Annotated in this window: 11 protein-coding genes; 1 reads left to right on the plus strand and 10 read right to left on the minus strand. The window is 71.8% G+C overall.

The genetic code is table 11. From position 1 onward, the window contains the following. Nucleotides 1-84: 84 nt before the first annotated feature. The 8 genes from ACFY23_RS17275 to dxr all read right to left on the minus strand — a co-directional run bounded on the left by ACFY23_RS17275 (nucleotide 85) and on the right by dxr (nucleotide 9,941). Nucleotides 85-678, minus strand: a complete 594-nt coding sequence (locus ACFY23_RS17275) for a TetR family transcriptional regulator (RefSeq protein WP_350680082.1) — start codon at nucleotides 676-678, stop codon at nucleotides 85-87. Nucleotides 679-716: 38 nt separating this feature from the next. Continuing rightward, nucleotides 717-2,951 carry a YhgE/Pip domain-containing protein gene (locus ACFY23_RS17280; protein ID WP_350680084.1) on the minus strand — a complete coding sequence of 745 codons (2,235 nt, stop codon included), beginning with the start codon at nucleotides 2,949-2,951 and terminating at the stop codon, nucleotides 717-719. Then, on the minus strand, nucleotides 2,948-3,859 hold the full coding sequence (locus tag ACFY23_RS17285; protein ID WP_350680086.1) for an ABC transporter ATP-binding protein: 912 nt from the start codon (nucleotides 3,857-3,859) through the stop codon (nucleotides 2,948-2,950). Before ACFY23_RS17285 ends, ACFY23_RS17280 begins: the two co-directional genes overlap by 4 nt. Before the next feature lie 192 nt (nucleotides 3,860-4,051). Beyond that, nucleotides 4,052-4,891 (minus strand): GNAT family N-acetyltransferase, encoded by an 840-nt coding sequence (locus ACFY23_RS17290; RefSeq protein ID WP_350680088.1) that lies wholly within the window; start codon nucleotides 4,889-4,891, stop codon nucleotides 4,052-4,054. A 55-nt stretch (nucleotides 4,892-4,946) separates the two neighbouring features. Then, nucleotides 4,947-6,173 carry an MFS transporter gene (locus tag ACFY23_RS17295; RefSeq protein WP_350680090.1) on the minus strand — a complete coding sequence of 409 codons (1,227 nt, stop codon included), beginning with the start codon at nucleotides 6,171-6,173 and terminating at the stop codon, nucleotides 4,947-4,949. Between the two features lie 121 nt (nucleotides 6,174-6,294). Next, on the minus strand, nucleotides 6,295-7,467 hold the full coding sequence (ispG, locus tag ACFY23_RS17300; RefSeq protein WP_350680092.1) for a flavodoxin-dependent (E)-4-hydroxy-3-methylbut-2-enyl-diphosphate synthase: 1,173 nt from the start codon (nucleotides 7,465-7,467) through the stop codon (nucleotides 6,295-6,297). Nucleotides 7,468-7,476: 9 nt separating this feature from the next. Further along, a complete protein-coding gene (locus ACFY23_RS17305; RefSeq protein WP_350680094.1) occupies nucleotides 7,477-8,727 on the minus strand; it encodes a site-2 protease family protein in 1,251 nt (416 codons plus the stop codon). Continuing rightward, nucleotides 8,727-9,941, minus strand: coding sequence for a 1-deoxy-D-xylulose-5-phosphate reductoisomerase (gene dxr / locus ACFY23_RS17310; RefSeq protein WP_350680096.1), 1,215 nt, complete (start codon nucleotides 9,939-9,941; stop codon nucleotides 8,727-8,729). Before dxr ends, ACFY23_RS17305 begins: the two co-directional genes overlap by 1 nt. 343 nt (nucleotides 9,942-10,284) lie before the next feature. On the opposite strand from dxr, the gene ACFY23_RS17315 reads away from it, so the two are divergent. Next, nucleotides 10,285-10,425, plus strand: a complete 141-nt coding sequence (locus tag ACFY23_RS17315; protein ID WP_350680098.1) for a hypothetical protein — start codon at nucleotides 10,285-10,287, stop codon at nucleotides 10,423-10,425. A 67-nt stretch (nucleotides 10,426-10,492) separates the two neighbouring features. Here ACFY23_RS17315 and ACFY23_RS17320 read toward each other — a convergent pair whose 3' ends face one another. Together ACFY23_RS17320 and ACFY23_RS17325 are read right to left on the minus strand one after the other, a co-directional pair. After that, on the minus strand, nucleotides 10,493-10,960 hold the full coding sequence (locus ACFY23_RS17320; protein WP_350680100.1) for an SUKH-3 domain-containing protein: 468 nt from the start codon (nucleotides 10,958-10,960) through the stop codon (nucleotides 10,493-10,495). A gap of 5 nt (nucleotides 10,961-10,965) precedes the next feature. Further along, nucleotides 10,966-18,756, minus strand: a complete 7,791-nt coding sequence (locus ACFY23_RS17325) for a ricin-type beta-trefoil lectin domain protein (protein WP_350680102.1) — start codon at nucleotides 18,754-18,756, stop codon at nucleotides 10,966-10,968. Nucleotides 18,757-18,996: the final 240 nt, after the last annotated feature.

Consider the following 18,996-nt stretch of genomic DNA (forward strand, 5'->3'; position numbering starts at 1 on the left):
CCGCGAGCCGGCCGGGTCCGCACCGGCCCGTCCGCGCCGCGCGGCACCCGCCCGTCGACTCCGCCGGCGGGCGGGGTGGCCGGGTCAGGTCCGGGCGACCCGGCGGACGATGCCGAGCAGCGCCTCCTCGACGTCCTCGATCGGGCGGTCCGGCTGGAAGACCAACCAGTCCACCGCCACCACCAGTCCGACGCCGAACAGCGCGGACGAGGCGGTCCGCACGTCCAGGTCCGCGGGCAGGTCACCGACGGCCACCCCGGACCGGACCGTCTCGGCGATCACCTCGATCGCCTCGCCGCGCAGCAGCCGCAGCGTCTGCTGCCACTCCCGGTTCGTCCGCCACATCTCCGAGAGCAGGAGCTGCGCGAACGCCCGGTAGCGCCGGATGTACTCCAGCTCGGCCCGCACCAGCGCGGCCAGCGCCTCGCGCGGCGGCAGCCCGGCCACAGCGGCCCGGAACTCGGCGGTGAGCAGCCCGATCCCGTGCCGGAGCAACTCCTCGAAGAGCACCGTCTTGGACTCGAAGTTGTAGTAGACGGTGCCCTTGGCCACCCCGGCGCGGGCCGCGATGTCGTCCACGGTGGTCGCCGAGAAGCCCTGTTCGGCGATGAGCTGCACGGCCGCCTCGAAGAGGCGCTGGCGGGTGTCCTCCCGCCGCCGCGACCGTCCGTCCGTCACTGGCCCTCCCCGTCCGCACATCCGGCCCGTCAGCATCCTCACATGGACAGTTCGGGATGCAGGGTGGCCGGGGTCAGGCGGCGCGCCCGGCGGGCGGCGGCCACGGTGAGCGCGAGCGCCGCCGCGCCGAAGCCGGCGAGCAGCAGCGCCCCCGTGCCGACCGGCCCGGCCGACCCGCCGTTGACGGCGTGCCGCAGGGCCGTGACCACGTAGGTCATCGGCAGCCAGGGGTGGATCGCCTGGAAGAAGCCCGGCGAGGTCTGCACCGGATAGGTGCCCCCGGACGAGGTGAGCTGGAGCATCAGCAGGGCCAGCGCGGCGAGCCGGCCGGCGGGCCCGAGCAGCGCGCCGAGCCACTGCACGATCGCGGTGAAGGCGAGGGCCGCCAGCGCGAGCAGGCCGAGGGTCGCCGCCGGGCGCGCCGGGTCGAGGTCGAGCGCCAGGGTCACCACCGCGAAGAGCACCGTGGCCTGGGCCAGCCCGACCGCCGCGGCGGGCAGCCAGCCCGCCAGCGCCACCCGCCAGGCGGGCGCGCCGGACATCACGTGCCGCCGGTTGACCGGCCGCAGCAGCATGTACGTGATCATCGCCCCGACCCAGAGGGCCAGCCCGAGGAAGTACGGGGCGAAGCCGACCCCGTACGCGCCGGCGGCGTTGCGGGCGGTGCGGTCCAGCGAGACCGGGTCGCCGAGGACGGTGGCGCGGGCCTCCGCGTCCGCGTACCCGGGAAGTTTCTCCTCTCCCTCGGCGAGGCCGTCGGCCAGGTCGCCGGCGCCGCCGCCCAGCCGGGTCAGACCGGCCGCGAGGTCGCCCGCGCCGCCTTCCAGCCGGGTGAGGCCGTCGGCGAGCCGCTCGCCGCCGGTGCTGAGCCGGTGCAGGCCGCCGTCGAGTTCCCGGGCGCCGGTGGCCAGCCGGAACAGCCCGCCGCGTAGCTCGCCGGCGCCGGCGGCGGCGGTCCCGAGTCCGTCGCGCAGCTTGGCACTGCCCTCGGCGAGGGTGCCCAGCCCGGTGGCCAGCTCGTCGACCTTGGCCTTGGCGGCGGCGACGTCGTCGGCCAGGTGGGGCGCCTCGGCGGCGATCTCCCGGGCGGTGGCGGCAACCCTGGTCATCCGGTTCTTCAGGGTGGTCAGGTCGGCGCCATCCAGCGTGCCGGCCACCGCGCGGGCCGCCTCGACGGCAGCCTTCGCGGCCGTACGGGCGGCGACCATGCTGGGATCGTCGGCGAGTTCGGGGTGCGCGGCGACCAGCGCGTCGAGCCGGTCGCGGACCTGCTCGGCCTGGCCGACCGCCTCCTGTGCCCGCCGGGGCAGGGCGTCCAGCCCGTCGGCCAACTCCTGCGCCCCCTCGGCGATCGCCGTGGCCGACTGCTCGATCCGCTTCGCGTTGTCCCGCAGCACCGGCTCGATCCGGCCGGCCGCGCCGTTGACCTTGTCCGCCACCGCGCGGGTCTGCGTGGCGGCGCGGGCGGTGCCGTCGGCGAGCTGCACCGCCCCGGTACGCAGCTCACCGAGCCCGGCGGCGAGCTCGTCGGCGCCCTTCGCGGTCTTGTCGAGCCCCGCCGAGAGGCTGCCCGCCCCGGTCGCGGACGCGGCCAGCCCGTCCGCGATCCGGCCGGCGCCGTCCTGCGACGTGCCCAGCCCGTCGGCGACCCTGCCCGCGCCGGCCGTGGAGGAGTCGAGGCCGTCGGCGAGCTTCGCGGCCCCGTCGGCCGCCCGGCCGGTCTCGGCCTTGGCGTCGGTGAAGCCCACGAGCATCTTCTCGAAGTAGTTCCCCGCGGCGCTCTGCGCGGCGGCGGCCCGGATCTCGCTGAACGCCGTGCGGGCCAGCAGCCCGGACAGGTAGTTGGTGGCGTCGTCGTTGACCACCCGCAGCTCCCCGCGCCGGGCGGGCCGGTCCGGTTCCGGGCTGGCCGCCAGGCTGGCGGAGAAGTCCTCCGGGATCGCGAAGATCAGGTGGTAGCGGCCGCTGCGCAGGCCGGCGGCGGCGTCCCCGGCGTCGGTGACGTGCCAGCCGAAGACCCGCCGGTCGAGCAGTTCGTCGGCGAGGTCCCGCCCGGCGTGCACGACGGTGCCGTCGCTCGCGGTGGCGGGGCGGTCGGCGTTGACCAGCGCCACCGGGATGCGGTCCAGCTTGGCGTACGGGTCCCAGAAGGCGTAGAGGTAGAGCGCCCCGTAGAGCAGCGGAACGACGGTGAGCACGGCGAGCGCAGCGCGGGGCAGCCGGCCCCGGGTCAGCCGGCGCAGCTCGAACCGGGCGAGTCGGAAGACGCTCATCGGGCCACCTCGACGGTCCCGGTCGGATCGGTCTCGCCCCCCGGGCCGCTCTCGGCGGGCCGCCCGGCCCCCGACTCCGTTGGGCCGCTCTCGGCGGGCCGCCCGGCCTCCGCCTCCGTTGGGCCGCTCTCGGCGGGCCGCCCGGCCTCCGCCTCCGTCATCTCGGCCTCCGCCTCGGGTGGCCCGGCCTCCGCCTCGGGTGGCCCGGTCTCGGCCGCGCCGGGGGGCGACGGCACGGCAGGCGGGTCACCGAGGCGGTGCACGATCGCCGGGCTGTGCGGCTCGACCGCGCGGGCGCTGGCGACCACCGCGTAGCCCTGGTCGGCCAGGCGGGCGAGCGTCGCCCAGAGCCGGGCGCGTTCCGGGGCGTCGCATCCGGCGTCCACGTCGTCGGCGACGATCAGCCGGGGCCCGCCCAGGGTGGCCAGCACCAGGCCGAGCACCTGCCGTTGCAGCGGGGTGAGGTCGCGGCCCCGGGTGTCCGGGTCGAGGGGCGCGTCCCCGGTGAGCCCGGCCCCGGCGATCGCGGCGGCGACGGCGTCCCGCCGGTACGCCCGCCGGTACGCCCGCCGGGCCCGCAGCGCGGCGACCGGCACCCGCTGCCGCCGACGGCGGGGCACCGGCCCGAGCAGCAGCAGCCGCTCCTGGACGTGCTCGGCGACGGTCAGCGCGGGGTCGGGCTCGTGCACCCCGGCGACCTGCCCCAGCGCGGCGGGGCCGTGCCGGACCAGCCGCCCCTCGGTGGTCGGGAAGCGCCCCGCCAGGGCGAGCAGCAGCGAGGTGCGCCCGCTGCCGGGCGGCCCGGTCACGGCGTGCAGTTCGCCCGCGGCGGCGGTCAGGTCGACGTCCCGGAACACCCACCCCCGCCGGGTACGCAGCCCGAGCCCGCGCGCTTCGACGACCACCATCCGACCCGACCCACCTTCTTAAACTGACTGGTCAGTGCAAAAACATGCCCCAGCCTAGCCCCGGTCGTCTGGTTCGGCGCCCCGCCGTCGGGGTGATCCGGGCCATCCCCCGGCGGGCGACGCCCGACGACGCCGGCCGGGCCGTCACGCGATGCGGACGGCCGACGTGGCACGCCGCGGGAGACCGGCGGGTCAGAAGAGCACGGTGGCGAGCGTGCCGACCGGGCGGAAGCCGCAGCGCTCGTAGACCCGGCGGGCCGGCAGGTTGAAGTCGTTGACGTAGAGGCTCACGGTCGGGGCGACCCGCAGCAGCGCGTCGCGCACCACGGCCGCCATCGCCGCCGTCGCGATGCCCCGGCCCCGCCACTCGGGGGCAACCCAGACCCCCTGCACCTGGGCGGTCCGGCGGGTCACCACGGCCAACTCGGCCTTGAACACCACCTGACCGTCGACGAACCGCGCGTACGCCCGCCCGGCCCGGACCAGTTCGGTGACCCGCCGCCGGTAGCCGCGCCCGCCGTCGTCGGCGAGCGGCGAGACGCCCACCTCCTCGGTGTACATCGCCACCGCCGCCGGGAAGAGCCGGTCGATCTCCCCACCGCGCACCAGCCGCACCTCCGGGTCCGCCCGCAGCGTCGGCAGCGCGTCGGTGGCCAGCAACGGCTGGTTGGGGCGTACGTCCCGGGCCGGCCCCCAGACGTCGGAGAGCCGGTCCCAGAGGCCGAGCACGGCGTCGGCCCGGCCCACGATCGACGAGCAGAGCCGCTCCTCGCCGGCGAGGAGGTCGGCGTAGGCGGCGACGGCCGGCTCGGTGGCGAGCACGGGGGTGAGGTTGCCGCCGAGCCAGCAGACGGACTCCAGGTGGCGGCGGGTGCCGTAGCCCAGCACCCGACCCTCGGCACGCCACCAGGCCAGGCCGCGCGCGGCGACCCGCTCCGCGACCTGCGCGCCCGCGAACGGGTCGAGGTCGAGCAGCCGCTCGACAGCGCGGCGCTCCGACTCCCCGAGTTGCCGTACCGGCACCGTCAGCACGGGTACCAGCCTGCCAGATCCGCCCCCCGCCGCGCCGGTCGAGTGACGAGAGGGACTACTGCACCGGGACCGGTCGCGGCGCAGGCGCGGCGTCCCGGTTGCGCGCGGCCCAGCCGACCACTCCGGGCACCAGGGCGCCGAGCAGCAGGAACAGCCCACCGAGCAGCAACCAGCCCGGCACGCCCCACCCGACGGCCAACGTGGTCACCACCACCGGCGCGATCATCCGGCCCAGCTCGAAACCCATGCTGTACGCCCCCTGGTACTGCCCGTGGGCGTGCTCCGGCGCCAGCCCGAAGGAGATGCCCCAGCCGGCGGCCGAGTGCCACAGCTCGCCGACGACGTGCGCGAGCGCGCCGGCGACCAGCAGCGCGACGGCGGCGACCGTCGGCAGCCCGCCGCTGGCGGCGAAGAGGACGCAGGCGGCGGCGATGGCGAGTCCGGCCCGCCGCGACGCCCGGGCCGCCCCGGCGAGGCTCTCGGTGCCCCGCGCGGCGCGGACCTGGAAGAGCACCACCACCAGGGTGTTGACCAGCATCAGCCCGGAGATCACCCAGGCCGGCGCCCGGGTGTGCCCGACGATCCACAGCGGCAGGGCGATGTTGAGCAGCCCGAAGTGCATCGACATCAGGCCGTCGAGCACGGTGAACGCCAGGAACGGACGGTCCCGCAGCGCGATCAGCCGGGGGCCCTGCGTGGGGGCGGGCGCGGGGGCGATGGCGGGCAGCCGGGTGAAGACGGCGGCGGCGAGCAGGTACGTCGTCGCGGCGGTGAGGATCAGTGCCACGTACGCCGCCCGGGTGTCGGCGGCGAGCGCGAAGCCGGCGAGCACGGCGCCCACCGAGATCCCGACGTTGGTGGTGGCCCGCAGGTAGGCGCGGGTGCGGACGCGCTGGTCGGCGGGGACGGAGCCGGCGATGAGCGCGCCCCGTGCACCCCGGTCGGCGGCGTCGGCGAGGGCGGTGGCCGCGCCGACGGCGAGGAACGCGGCGAACGACTCGACGGCCACCAGGGTGGCGGTCAGCGCGCCGCCGGCGACCAGCGCGGCGACCTGCGTGCCCCGGGGGCCGAGCCGGTCGGCCAGGTAGCCGGTCGGCGCGCTGGCCAGCAGGCCGACCAGGGCCGAGACGGTCAGCCCCACGCCCACCTCGGTGGCGGTGAGGCCGACCGAGCGGGTCAGGAAGAGCGCGCTGGCCACCAGCCACAGGCCGCGCCCGACGGTCCGGACCAGGGTGCCGAGGGTGAGGGTCCGGGCCGGACCCGGTTCAGGAAGTAGCCGCACACCCGCCACCATAGCAAGACGTACGTACGGTTTGGTGAGCGGCGTCGGCGTACCGCCTGGAAAAGCGCACCGGCCCCGACCGCCGGGTGGCGGTGGGGCCGGTGCGCGACGGCGCGGTGGGTCAGTGCACGGTGACGGTGGCACCCGGCAGCAGGCCGCGCAGCTCCTCCGGCAGCTCGGCGCCCATCTCGTCGGCGATGCGCAGCGCCTCCTCGATCAGCGTCTCCACGATCTGCGCCTCCGGCACGGTCTTGACGACCTTGCCCTTGACGAAGATCTGGCCCTTTCCGTTGCCGGAGGCCACGCCCAGATCGGCCTCGCGGGCCTCGCCCGGACCGTTCACGACGCAGCCCATCACGGCGACCCGCAGCGGTACCGGCAGCCCCTCCAGGCCGGCGGTGACCTCCTCGGCGAGCTTGTAGACGTCGACCTGGGCCCGCCCGCAGGACGGACAGGAGACGATCTCCAGGCCGCGCTCGCGCAGCCCGAGTGACTCCAGGATCTGGGCGCCGACCTTGATCTCCTCCACCGGCGGGGCCGACAGCGAGACCCGGATCGTGTCGCCGATCCCCTCGGCCAGCAGCGCGCCGAACGCCACCGCCGACTTGATGGTGCCCTGGAACGCCGGGCCGGCCTCGGTCACGCCCAGGTGCAGCGGGTAGTCGCACTGCTCGGCGAGCTGGCGGTAGGCCCGGATCATCACCACCGGGTCGTTGTGCTTGACCGAGATCTTGATGTCGCGGAAGCCGTGCTCCTCGAACAGCGAGCACTCCCACAGCGCCGACTCGACCAGCGCCTCGGCGGTCGCCTTGCCGTACTTGGCCAGCAGCCGCTTGTCCAGCGAGCCCGCGTTGACGCCGATCCGGATCGGCACGCCCGCGTCGCCGGCCGCCTTGGCGATCTCCTTGACCTTGTCGTCGAACTGCCGGATGTTGCCCGGGTTCACCCGGACCGCCGCGCAGCCCGCGTCGATGGCGGCGAAGACGTACTTCGGCTGGAAGTGGATGTCGGCGATGACCGGGATCTGCGACTTCTTCGCGATCGCCGGCAGCGCCTCCACGTCGTCCTGGCTGGGCACCGCGACCCGGACGATCTGGCAGCCGGACGCGGTCAGCTCGGCGATCTGCTGGAGGGTGGCGTTGACGTCGGACGTGAGGGTGGTGGTCATCGACTGCACGGATACCGGCGCGCCCCCACCGACCGGCACGGAACCGACCATGATCTGGCGGCTGGCCCGGCGCGGGGCGAGCGGCGGGGGCGGTACGGCCGGGATGCCGAGACTGACAGCGGTCACTTCAGGCACTCACCTTGAGAAGAGCGTGATCGGGTTGACGACGTCCGCGGTGATGGTCAGCAGCGTGAACGCGCCACCGATCAGGATCATCGCGTACGTGAGGGGCATGAGCTTGAGGTAGTCGACTCGGCCGGGATCGGGGCGGCCGAACCGCGCGTAGACCCAGGAGCGGGCCCGCTCGAACCAGGCGATGGCGATGTGCCCGCCGTCGAGCGGCAGCAGGGGCAGCAGGTTGAACACGCCGATGAAGAAGTTCAGCGAGACGAACAGCATGAAGAACAGCAGCCAGGCGTTGTTCTCCACCGCCTCGCCGCCGAGCCGGCTGGCGCCGACCACGCTGATCGGGGTGTCCATGTCCCGCTCGCCGCCGGTGATCGCCGTCCACAGGGCCGGGACCTTCTGCGGGATGCGCTTCATCGCCTCGAAGGTGTTGACCGCCATGTCGCCGGTGAAGTCGGCGGTCGCCCCGAACGCGCCGACCGGCCCGTACGTCACCCTGGTCGGGGTGCTGGGGACGAGGCCGACGCCGAGCGCGGCGACCGTGGCGACCTGGCCCTCGGGATCGTCCAGCGGGGGCCGCTGGGTCTGCGCGAGCACCGCGCTGGCCGTGCCGGGCTGGCCGTCCCGGACGTACGCGATCTGCGCCGTGTCGCCCGGCTTGAGGGCGCGCAGGGTGGTCAGCAGCTGCCCGTAGTCGTTGATCGGCGCGCCGTTGATCGCGGTGATCCGGTCGCCGTCGCGCAGCTGCGCCTGGGCGGCGGGGCTGGCGGGGTCGGCGGTGGTGCACGCCCGGAGGGTGTTCTCCGGCACCACGCAGTCCGACAGCTGGATGATCGCCGGCTCCTTGCGGATCTCGGCCTCGGTGCTCGGGAAGTTCGGGTTGGGCAGGCCGGCGGTGACGGCGATCACCCACAGGGTGACCAGGGCGAGGGCGAAGTGGGTGATCGACCCCGCGGACATCACGATCGTCCGCTTCCACACCGGGTAGCGCCACATCGCGCGCGGCTCGTCCGCCGGATCGACGTCGTCGTCCTGCGGGGTCATACCGACGATCTTGCAGAAGCCGCCGAGCGGGATGCCCTTGATGCCGTACTCCGTCTCGCCCCGCTTGAACGACCAGAGGGTCGGGCCGAAGCCGACGAAGTAGCGGGTGACCTTCATGCCGAAGGCCTTGGCGGTGAGCATGTGCCCCGCCTCGTGCAGGCTCACCGAGATGAGGATCGCGAGGGCGAAGAGCACCACCCCGAGCAGGTACGCCATCAAGCTCCTTCCACCGAACCCGCGATGATGATCTCCTGCGCGTGCGCGCGCGCCCACGACTCCGCCGCGAGCACGTCCTCGACGGTACCTGGTTCGTCGAAGTCGGGAGCGTCCTCCAACACCCGCTGGAGGGTGTCGACGATGCCGAGGAAGGGCAGCCGGCCGGCCACGAACGCGGCCACGCACTCCTCGTTGGCCGCGTTGTAGATCGCCGGGCGGCAGCGCCCCGCCTCGCCGGCGGCCTTGGCCAGCGCGACCGCCGGGAACGCCTCGTCGTCCAGCGGCGCGAACTCCCAGGTGTGCGCCGTCGTCCAGTCGACCGCGGCGGCGGCGTCGGGCACCCGGTCCGGCCAGCCGATGCCGAGCGCGATCGGCAGCCGCATGTCGGGCGGGCTGGCCTGGGCGAGGGTGGACCCGTCGACGAACTCGACCATGGAGTGGATCACCGACTGCGGGTGCACCATCACGGTGATGTCGGCGTACGGCACGTCGAACAGCTCGTGCGCCTCGATCACCTCCAGCGCCTTGTTGACCATCGTGGCGGAGTTGATCGTGACGACCGGCCCCATGTTCCAGGTCGGGTGCGCCAGCGCCTGCTCCGGCGTGACCGTGGTCAACTCGTCGCGCCGCCTGCCCCGGAACGGGCCGCCGCTGGCGGTGACGACCAGCCGGCGCACCTCGCCCCGGGCGCCGCCGCGCAGGCACTGGGCCAGCGCCGAGTGCTCCGAGTCGACGGGGACGATCTGCTCCGGCCGCGTCACCGCGGCCCTGACGAGGGAGCCGCCGGCGACGAGGGACTCCTTGTTGGCCAGCGCGAGCGTACGCCCGGCGCGCAGCGCGGCCAGGGTCGGCGCGAGCCCGAGCGAGCCGACCACGCCGTTGAGCACGACGTCGCAGGGCCACTGCGCCAGCTCGGTCATCGCGTCCGGCCCGGCCACGATCTTGGGAAGCTTGAAGTCGCCGGTGGCCCAGCCGCGCCGGCTCGCCTCGGCGTAGAAGGCGAGCTGGAGGTCCTGCGCGGCGGACGCCTTCGCCACGCCGACCGCCTCGACGCCGAGTTCGAGGGCCTGGGCGGCGAGCAGTTCGACGTTGCCGCCGCCGGCGCCGAGCGCGACCACCCGGAACCGGTCCGGGTTGCGCCGCACGATGTCGACGGCCTGTGTGCCGATCGAACCGGTGGAGCCGAGCAGAACAAGATCGCGTGGGGAGGTCACGCGGCCATTCTTCCCCAGCGCCGCTGAGCGCCCGCTGGGAGCCTCAGCCCTCAGCGCCGACCTGCTCCTTCGGGCCTTCCGCGCCTTCCTCCGGCGCCTCCCACCGAGCTACTCAGCTATTCAATCCAGGAACGTATGAGAGCGTCAGTGGCCCCACGTAGGGCAGCCTTCAGTTTCTCCCTCTCGTCTCGCACCTGGTCGACCCGCCTGTCGGACGCCTGGTAGGCGGTTTCGAACGCTATCCACGCCTCGTAGTCCACAAGCAGTCCCTCAGAAGAATCCCGGCCTCGCTCAAACTGTTGCCGAAAGCCCAGGGGTGGCTCATGTCCACAGTTCGAGCCGCATGTTCGACCATGTATTGCGCGGCGAGCTCGACCACGTGGCTACCAACAACGTTACTGCCGATCATCTGCACACCGAGGTTGAGGCAGGCGATTCCGTCGGGGCACTCAGAGGCTTGGGCACCTCGCTGGACGGCGGCTGATCTCTCAGCCACTCCATGTTGCCTGCCAGCACAACCTTCTTATCGACAGGGAAGCCGCACCCCGTTCTCACTGGACCGTCCACTCACCCAAAGGAATCGGACGGGCTCCGTCCTTCATCATCGAGAACAGCGCATTGCAATCTTCCCCATACCAATAGACCGACGAATCAAACCCCGCATAAAACTCTCCATCACTTCCCGAATATACGGTCAGATGAAAGCTGTCGACTCCAACTGGAAGGAGAGCGGTGCCAGCCACCTCCGCACACCGATGAGCGATGCCCGCGTCCCGGGCAGTACACACAGCAGATGGATCGAAAAGCGTCCAGCTTGTGATCCTCTTTCCGGCTATGACGAGTGACGGAAGATGGTTGATTTTCAGGCCGAAATACTCACCTAAAAAGCTTCTGCCCTCCTCATGACAGTCGAAGCCGACTCGCCCCAGACCTGTGGTGATGGCATCCGCTTCGGGCGACACCCCAGCCACCTCCCAGCCGAACGATCTGAGGAAATCCGCCAGCTCCGAATCACGCATCCTTTTCATCTTGACAGATCCGTCGCTCCACGCCGCACGAGAACACTTTGGCAGGATAGGCACGCGGCTTCCGGGGCGCCGGTTGCGCTGCGAACAGTCAAGAATTCAATGTCACTCAACCGCAGCGAGCGTCCGACTTGATCTTCGAATTCGGCTCCATGTTCTGCGATCAGAGCATTGCAGGCTCGAATCTCAGCACAGTTGTCGGCGCCTCGGCCGGCGATCTGCCCGCCATCCGCGAGAGCGGAATCGATCTCGGGCTCGAAATAGGCCGGGCGAGACGAATGACCAGAGTGACCAGTCGAAACCATATCGGTACCTCGGAACCGGGCTGCCGCGCTCATCGTGGCGTCTGCGGGTGCTGATTGCGCTGCGGCTCTGGCCTCAGAGCCACAGTTGTGCACCAGGACCGGCGTGGCCCTTGCCAGCACATAGTACGTGTGGATGTTGGCGACGGTCAGGTTGTGGACGGTGGCGCGCAGGACGCTCCAGCGCTCGATCGCGGCGATCTGGACGTGCGTACCGGCGCTGGTCCGCAGCCACTGGCCGGACCGCAGGTCGGTGGCGTCGATCCACTCGTCCAACTCCGGTACCCAGAACGGGTGACCATCGGTTGCGGTGACCTCGGCCGTATCCGAGCCGCGCTCGCCATCGGTGTCGATGGTGACCTTCACCAGGTGCTTGACACCGTCACCCTTGATGGTCGCGGTGACCGTCTCCACCTGGGTCCGGCCCGTCTCGGGGTCGGTGGCTCGCACCTTGTCGCCCGGCTTGACGTCCTCGATCGGCTTGGTGGAGCCGTCCGCCATGAGCACCTTGGTGCCCGGGACAAAACTGTTGATGAGACAGGAATCGTCCGCCTTGCCGGCGCCGCCACCACCGCTGGAGCCACCGTTGCCGCGTGCGGAGCTGCCCGAGGAACCGCCAGGCTTGGAACTCCCCTTGCCGCCACCGCCGGACTTCCCGCCGCTGGCGGAGGAGCCCTTCGGGTTGGACTTGGACTGGGCCTGTTTCTGGACCGGGTTGCCAGTCTTCTTCGTGGAGTTGGTCGCACGGTTGCTGGTCGTGTTGACCTTTTCGGCGGCCTTCTTCTTCGCCGCCTGCGCGGCCTTCTTCGCCCGCTCGATGGCCAACTTCTTGGCGTTAAGCGCCGCCGCCTCCGCCGCGCGGGCGGCAGCCAGCACGGCCTCGGCGGCCTTCTTCGCCGCCTGCCATGCCTGGATCGCGGCGATCGTCCGGTCGATGGCCCTGATCACGGCCGGAATCTTGCCGAGCTTGGCCCACGGGATCGCCCCGATGATGAGGCTGCCGCACGCCCACATGTCGCCGCCGAAGCAGTTCATGGCGTCGTTGATGCCGATGAACTCCTTGAGTACGTACCAGGCCGAGTCGAGGATGACCGACAGGAGTGAGCGCCCCATGTTGGCCTGAGCCTGGGCCACCATGGCCGGCGACAGACCCGCGCCCGCCAGGGCCGCCGCCGTCTCCGAGGCGGTCAGCGAGATCGAAAGACCGCTGGGGTCCGAGTGCGTCACCGGGTTGTTGTGCGCGTACGTGTACCCGTTGGACTGTGCCGGGTCCGCCAGGTCCAGGACCGGATCGGCGGAGAGGAAGCGCCCGACCTCCGGGTCGTAGAGGCGCGCCCCGAGCGGGGTGTAGCCGGAGGCATCGTCCCGCACCGCGCCGAGGAACCCGGTGTTGGTCTGCATGCCGGCGGCCAGGGACGCGGCGCCGCGCTGGTTGCCGAACGGATCCTGCTTGCGGATCCGGGTCGGCATCGTGCCGTGGAGGGCGACCTCGAGGTACGGGCTGCCCTGGTGGTCGCCGGCGAGGGCGACGAGGCTGGGGGACGAGGTGCTGTGCGCGTAGCGCACCACCGTGCCGCCGGGGGCGGCGTACGAGCGTTGGGTGTTGACCAGCGCTCGTATGCCGCCCTTCTGGACGGTGACCTGGGACTCGCCCAGGTTGAGGGTGGCCTGCCGTCCCTGGATGGTCAGGAGCCGGCTGCCGCCGGGGCCGTAGATGTGGCGGGTCTCGTCCTGCGCGTCCCACTGCTGCGTCGGGGCCGCCTCACAGGCGGCCAGCACGATCGGAGTGCCGTCGGCCGTGGCCGCGTCCTTGACGGCGAGGCACAGGCCGGAGGCGGTGTGCTTGAGTTGGTTCGTGAAGGTGCGCTCCAGGCGCTGTCCGGCCGAACCGTCACACGCCTGAAGTTGCAGCGGCGACCCGGCCGTGTTGGCCGTCGGCTGGACGCACCACTTGTCGTACGGGGAGAGGGTGCCCAGGTTCGGGTCGTCGTTAGTGATCTCGGTCGGGGTGAAGTTGAATCTCTGCGCGTTCGTGCCGTTGCACGTGTAGAGATGGATCGGCTGGTTGGCCTTCGCCAGGTCGCCGTGGACGTCCAGGCACTTGTTCGCGTGGCCGACGTACGCGGTCCGGCCATTGCCGCCCTGGCCGGTGATCCGGTCGATCTGGCCGTCGTGGGTCCAGGACAGTTCCTGCTGGCTGCCGGTGTTGGACGTGACGGACTTCGTCTCGCCGGTCAGCTCGTACAGCCGCTTCGCCTCGGTGACGACCTCGGCGTTCGCCGGGGTCTTGTAGCGCTTGGTCACCTTGGTGAGGGTGCGGGGCTGGCTGCCGTCGGCCTGGCCGTAGGCGTAGGTGGTGGTCGCGTCCTTGGTGGCGACGCCATCGAGACTCTTCTCCACCAACTGCGTGCGGTTGCCGAGCAGGTCGTACTCGTACTCCTGCCAGTAGCCCGACTCGTCGGTGCCGGCCGCCACGTTGAGGGTGCCGTCCGTGTTGACCGGGCCCGGGGCGCACGACGCCTGGTTCTTGGCCGTCCAGGCCGTCTTCAGCCGACCGAGCGAGTGCTGGAAGCACTGCCGTTCGGCGATGGCGGTGGCACGTTCCTGGATCGCGAGGACGTTGCCCGCGCCGTCGTACCAGTAGGAGCGGTGCGAGACGAGGTTGGCGCCGCCGACGGACGAGTCACCCTTCTGCTCCCGGTAGACCTGCTGGTCGGTGAGGGCGCCGCTGGCGTCGTCGTAGGACGCCATGGTCCACACCCGGTACGGCTGCGCGCCGAGGGTGGAGCGCAGCACCTGCCCGTACGGCGAGTAGACGGTCTCGGAGCCGTACCAGCCGTTGCCGGACACCGACAGCGGCAGGCCGTCCTTGGTGTAGCGGACCAGGATCTTCTCAGCCGGGAAGTTGCCGACCGCGGGCAGCGTGGCCGACTCCTGCAGGCCGGTGTCGGTGTAGGTGTAGTCGTACTGGTAGGTGGCCCGCAGTCCCCATATGTCGGCGATGGACTGCGGCAGCGTGAGGGTGGTGGACGTGGGCTGGTAGTCGTTGGTGTAGCCACCGATGGTCTGTGTGTACGGCAGGCCGTCGGTGTAGCGGGTCGCGCTGGCGGGCAAGCCCTTGCCGCCGGCGACCGAGTCGTAGGTGTATTCGGCCAACAGCGACCCGCCGCTGTCGCCGAGCCGCTGCTGCGTCGGGCGGGACAGCTCGTCGTAGCCGTTCCAGACCGTGACGTCGCGGGCGTTGGTGACGGTCAGTTGCCGGTCCCGGTGGTCGTACGTCATCCGGGTGGTGCCGGTGTCCGGGTCGGTGGCCGTCGCCATCCGGCCGCGCTGGTCGAAGGTCCAGGTCCACGGGCGGGTCGGGTCGGCGGAGTGGGTGGCCTTCACCATCTGGCCGCGCTGGTCGTACTCGTACCGCATGGAGGTGAAGGTGGTGTGGGCGTTGTTGGTGAAGGTGTCCACGCGGGTGGTGCGGCCCAGGGCGTCCGTGTAGAGCCGGTAGGAGACCGCGCCCACCGGGCTTATCACCGTGGAGTGGTCGGCGCCGTACGTGTAGCTGGTGGCGCGCGACGGCGCGTCGACGCCGCCCAGGACGGGCATCTCCTTGGTCACGCGGCCCAGGCCGTCGTAGGTGTAGCGGGTGACGTTGGGCACGGCCGTGTCCGCGAGTGGCGTGAACAGCTGGCCGATGGGTGATCCCTCGGCGAAGTAGGCGTTGTTGGTCTGCCACACCTCGCCGGAGCTGTTGTACAGCGTGTCGGTGATCAGCCGGCCGCCGCCGGTGGCCTCCTCCTGGGTCTGCCGCTCACGGCCCAGACCGTCGTAGAGGGTGACGGAGGTCTGGATCCGGTTCTCGTGCCCTCGGCTGAACGTGGTGATGTACGGCGGCTTGCCGACGGGGGTCGCGTACTCGGCCCGGAAGTCCGGGACGGCCGTGGTGGACGGGGTGCGGCCGGGGCCCCAGGCCTCGACGAGGCGGCCCAGCGCGTCGTACTTTGCCTCGCTGACGCGGCCGTTGAGGTCGGTGGTCTTGAGGGTGACGGCGCGGCCCGGGTCCAACTCCCGGACCTGCCTGTGCCCCAGCGAGTTCTCCTCGGTGACCGAGTACGCCTGGCCGACCGCAGGAGCGTAGGTGATTTTCGACGTCTTGCCGTCGGGATCGGTGCGCGTGAGGACGCGGCCGATGCCGTCGAAGGTGGTGGTGCCGTCGTTCTGGAAGCCGGAGCCGTCGGCCTTGAGGGACCAGGTCTGGGTGGCGAGGCCACGGGTGGCGCTGCCGAGGGCCACGCCGTAGGCCTGGCCGTCGTAGCCGACGCGGCCTGCGGCGCTCAGCGTCCTCAGGTCGTCGAAGGTGGCGGCGGCGCAGGTCGTGGGGCTGCTGCGGGTCTGCTTGGTCAGGCCGATGAGGTTCTTGTCGAGGTGTTGGAGGTACTCGACGAAGGTGCAGGACTCGTCGCCGTCCCTGCCGGTGTCGCCGAGGGACTCGATGTGCGTCGGCAGCCCGTCCTCGTAGGTGGTCCGGGTCTCGACGGTGCGGAGCGTGCGGTCGTCGTCGCCGGTGCCCGAGGACCTGGTGTACGAGACCTGCCGGGGCTCGGTGACCCGGTAGGAGCGCAGCGGGCTGAGCCCGTCGTCGCGCGTGCGGATGGCGAGTTCCTGCGCCTCGGGGAAGGTCACGATGCGGGTGAGCCACGCGGTGTCGGCGTCGTCGGCGCTGGCGTAGGTGAGTTCCTCGGCGACACGGCCCGCGAAGGGCTCCTCGTCCTTGGCGATCTCGGCGCCGGTGATGTCTGTCATGGACACGGTGTCGCCCATGCCGCGGAAGTAGCGGGTGACAGCCTTGGTCCGCTTGCTGCCGATCTCCGGGTCGTCCGACCCGGTGAGAACTGTGGTCTGCTGGAAGCCGGCGAACTGCGAGTAGGTGCGGGTCGACTTCTTGGTGAACTCCTGCTCGGCGAGCCGCCATCCCGGCTTCTCGTACGCGTACCGGGTGATGGTGCCGTACGCGCCGTCCACGGCGGGGAGTTCCTCGACGCTGTCCACGACGTACTTGTGGAACCAGTCGATCTCCTCGACCGCCGGGTCCGGGTGCCAGAAGGCCGGGTAGCACAGCCGTTCGTTGGCCTTCAAGGCAGCGGTGTCGTCCTTGCCGGGCAGGCCGCTGCCGTTGACGCAGCTGTCGACGGGCTGCTTGTAGGTGACTACCGTCTCGCCGCCGTACTCGTTGATCACCCGTGCGATGCGGAGCCGGGAGAAGCCGGGGCGGTGGTCCCGCTTGACGCGGTTCGGCATGTCCTCGGCGTTGGGCTCGAAGCGCACCGCGTTGAGGGTCCTCCTGTCGTCGGCCGCGCCGCTGCGGCCATGGCCGGTGCGGGCAATCGACTCCAGCCAGAGGGCGGTGTTGGGGCCGGTCCTCAGGACCGGAAAGGACTGCTTGAGCTGGTACTCGTCCACGACCTGAAGGGCGGTCGTCTCGGGACGCCGCTGCGCCGAGGTGGTGATCTTGTCCAGGCGCTTACGGGTGAAGAACGACGGCGAGGCGTTCCAGCACTTCTGGTCGTCGGCGCACCGCAGGTCGGCCGGGGTGTCGTACCAGATGCGGTACTTGTTCGGGTCCGTGCTGGCGAAGTTGGCCTCGGAGCAGGTCAGCGAGCCCTCGGCGAAGCAGCGCTCCTCGACGGCGAAGGAGACCTGCGCCAGGGGCGCGGCCGAGAAGAGGGTGTCCCGGCGCTGCCCGTAGTCGATGCGGGTGAGGTAGCCGCCCCGGTCGTACCCGACCGGGTCCTTGAAGTTGAAGTTCCGGGCGTAGTGGTTCGTCTCGCGGGCCCACCACAGGGACATGGCGTTGCCGTGGATGTCCTCGACGTAGTCGAGGGACCACCGCCAGGCCTGGGTGCAGACCGAGCCGGCCCAGTTGCCCTCCAGGTAGCAGTCCTCGTTCAGGTGATTGCCGTACACCGGCACGGTGAGGACGGAATTGGTGACCGGGTCGTCGGCCGCGGTGCCGTTGTCGGACCAGCCGGGCAGGCGGTGGCGGCCGAAGTGGTAGCGGGTGCCGTCCCGGGTCGTGACGATCCAGTACTCGCCGTCGGCGTCGCCGTTGGCCAGGCTGGCGTCCTTCACCAGTTGGACCTTGGAGCCGTCGCCGTTGGCGGTGAACCAGGCATCCTTGGACTTGTCCCAGACCAGCTCCGTGGTCATGCCGGCAAGGGACAGGGTGGCGTTGTCGGAGCCCCAGCACAGGTCGGCGGTCCGGTGGGTGGCGTTGTTGGCGCCCGGCTTCTTCGAGTCCTGCCGGCAGTTCGCGTAGCTGCGGGTGATCGCCCCCGCGTTGTAGTCCCAGCCGTCGCCGATCCAGGAGGCCTGGTTGTTGGTGGCGGAGGTGCGACCGTCCACCGACTGCGACGAGTAGGACAGGGCCACCTTCGGCATCAGGCCGCCAGCCGTCTCGGGCACCTGCACCTGGTACGAGTAGGTGAACGCGCCGGAGGAGGCGCCCGCGGCCCAGGAACCCGAGGACAGCAGGGGGGTGGCGGTGTAGTCGCCGGCCGCCGAGGCTCCGGTGTCGAGCACGCCGACCACACTCGAGTCCGTCGAGGTCTGGGCCGCGCGGCTGGAGGACCCGGTGGCCGAGGAGACTGCGCCCTCGGTGCCGAGCAGCGGGCCGACCGGCACGCTGCCGGTGACGACCCGACGCGTCGGCGCGTCGCCGGCGGCCCTGGCCCGGGTGGGCGCCTTCTTGGCGGGCACCAGCTCCACCTCGCTGGACACCGCCCGCGCGGAGTCCGCGCCGGGGGCGGCGAACATGGTCCCCGTGCCGCCGTCGGCAGCGCAGTCGCCGGTGTCGGGGGCGTCGTAGACGCAGTCGGGCAGCAGCATGACGCCGAAGCGGTCTGCCGCCTGTGGGCCGTACAGGTCGGCGAAGTCCGTGTAGTCCACGCTGAGGGCGACCTGGGCGGCCGGGTCGGCGGTGACCGGCGGCGTGATCTTCATGATCAGGCCCGACACGCCAGCGACCTGGGACGCCTCGGGGGCGGCGAGGTCGACGGTCCAGGTGCCGGCGAGGGCGGCCGCGTCACCGCCCTCCGGCACGCCGAGGGCCACCGGCAGGTCGTCGACCGGTTTGGTGGCGCCGGGTGCGAGGCCGGTCAGGTCCACGGCTCCGCTGTCCTGCTGCCACGGGATGACGGCCTTGGGCTCGTACGGGACCACCGGGATCGGGTCGGCGGTGGTCAGGTTCGTCTCGGCGGTCTCGTCCTGCCCGACCCGCTCGCTCTGCGGAACGTCCGGCAGGTCGAGCCGGTTCGCCTCGCGGCTCATGCCGGGGCCGGGCACCGCCCACGCCTCGGCGGGCAACATGGTGCCCACCAGGATCGTGGACAGGGACAGCACCATCGCCGTACGGGCACGACGCCACCGGGGCTGACCTGGCTCCGTCGGGGTCCGTCGGCCATGCCACCGCCGGGACAGCAAACCGGTACCACGCATGCGCGTCGACCCCCACCAGGCGCGAAGACGAAAGAGAAGGCGCGGAAACACCGCGAGAAGGGGCACGCCCCAGGTGCGGTACGTGCGTGAGCACTCTGCGCCACGAGGAGCCCCTGCTCAAGATCGCGGAAAGTGACGGAAGCGAGCGCAGAGTGATCTCCGCCACGGTTTTATCAGGACGAGAGGCCACCGATGGCAAGGATTCGGGCGGATGCGGGTGAGGCGGCTCGCTCCCGTCAC

The organism is Micromonospora sp. NPDC000121 (assembly GCF_042899165.1).
Lineage (GTDB): Bacteria > Actinomycetota > Actinomycetes > Mycobacteriales > Micromonosporaceae > Micromonospora.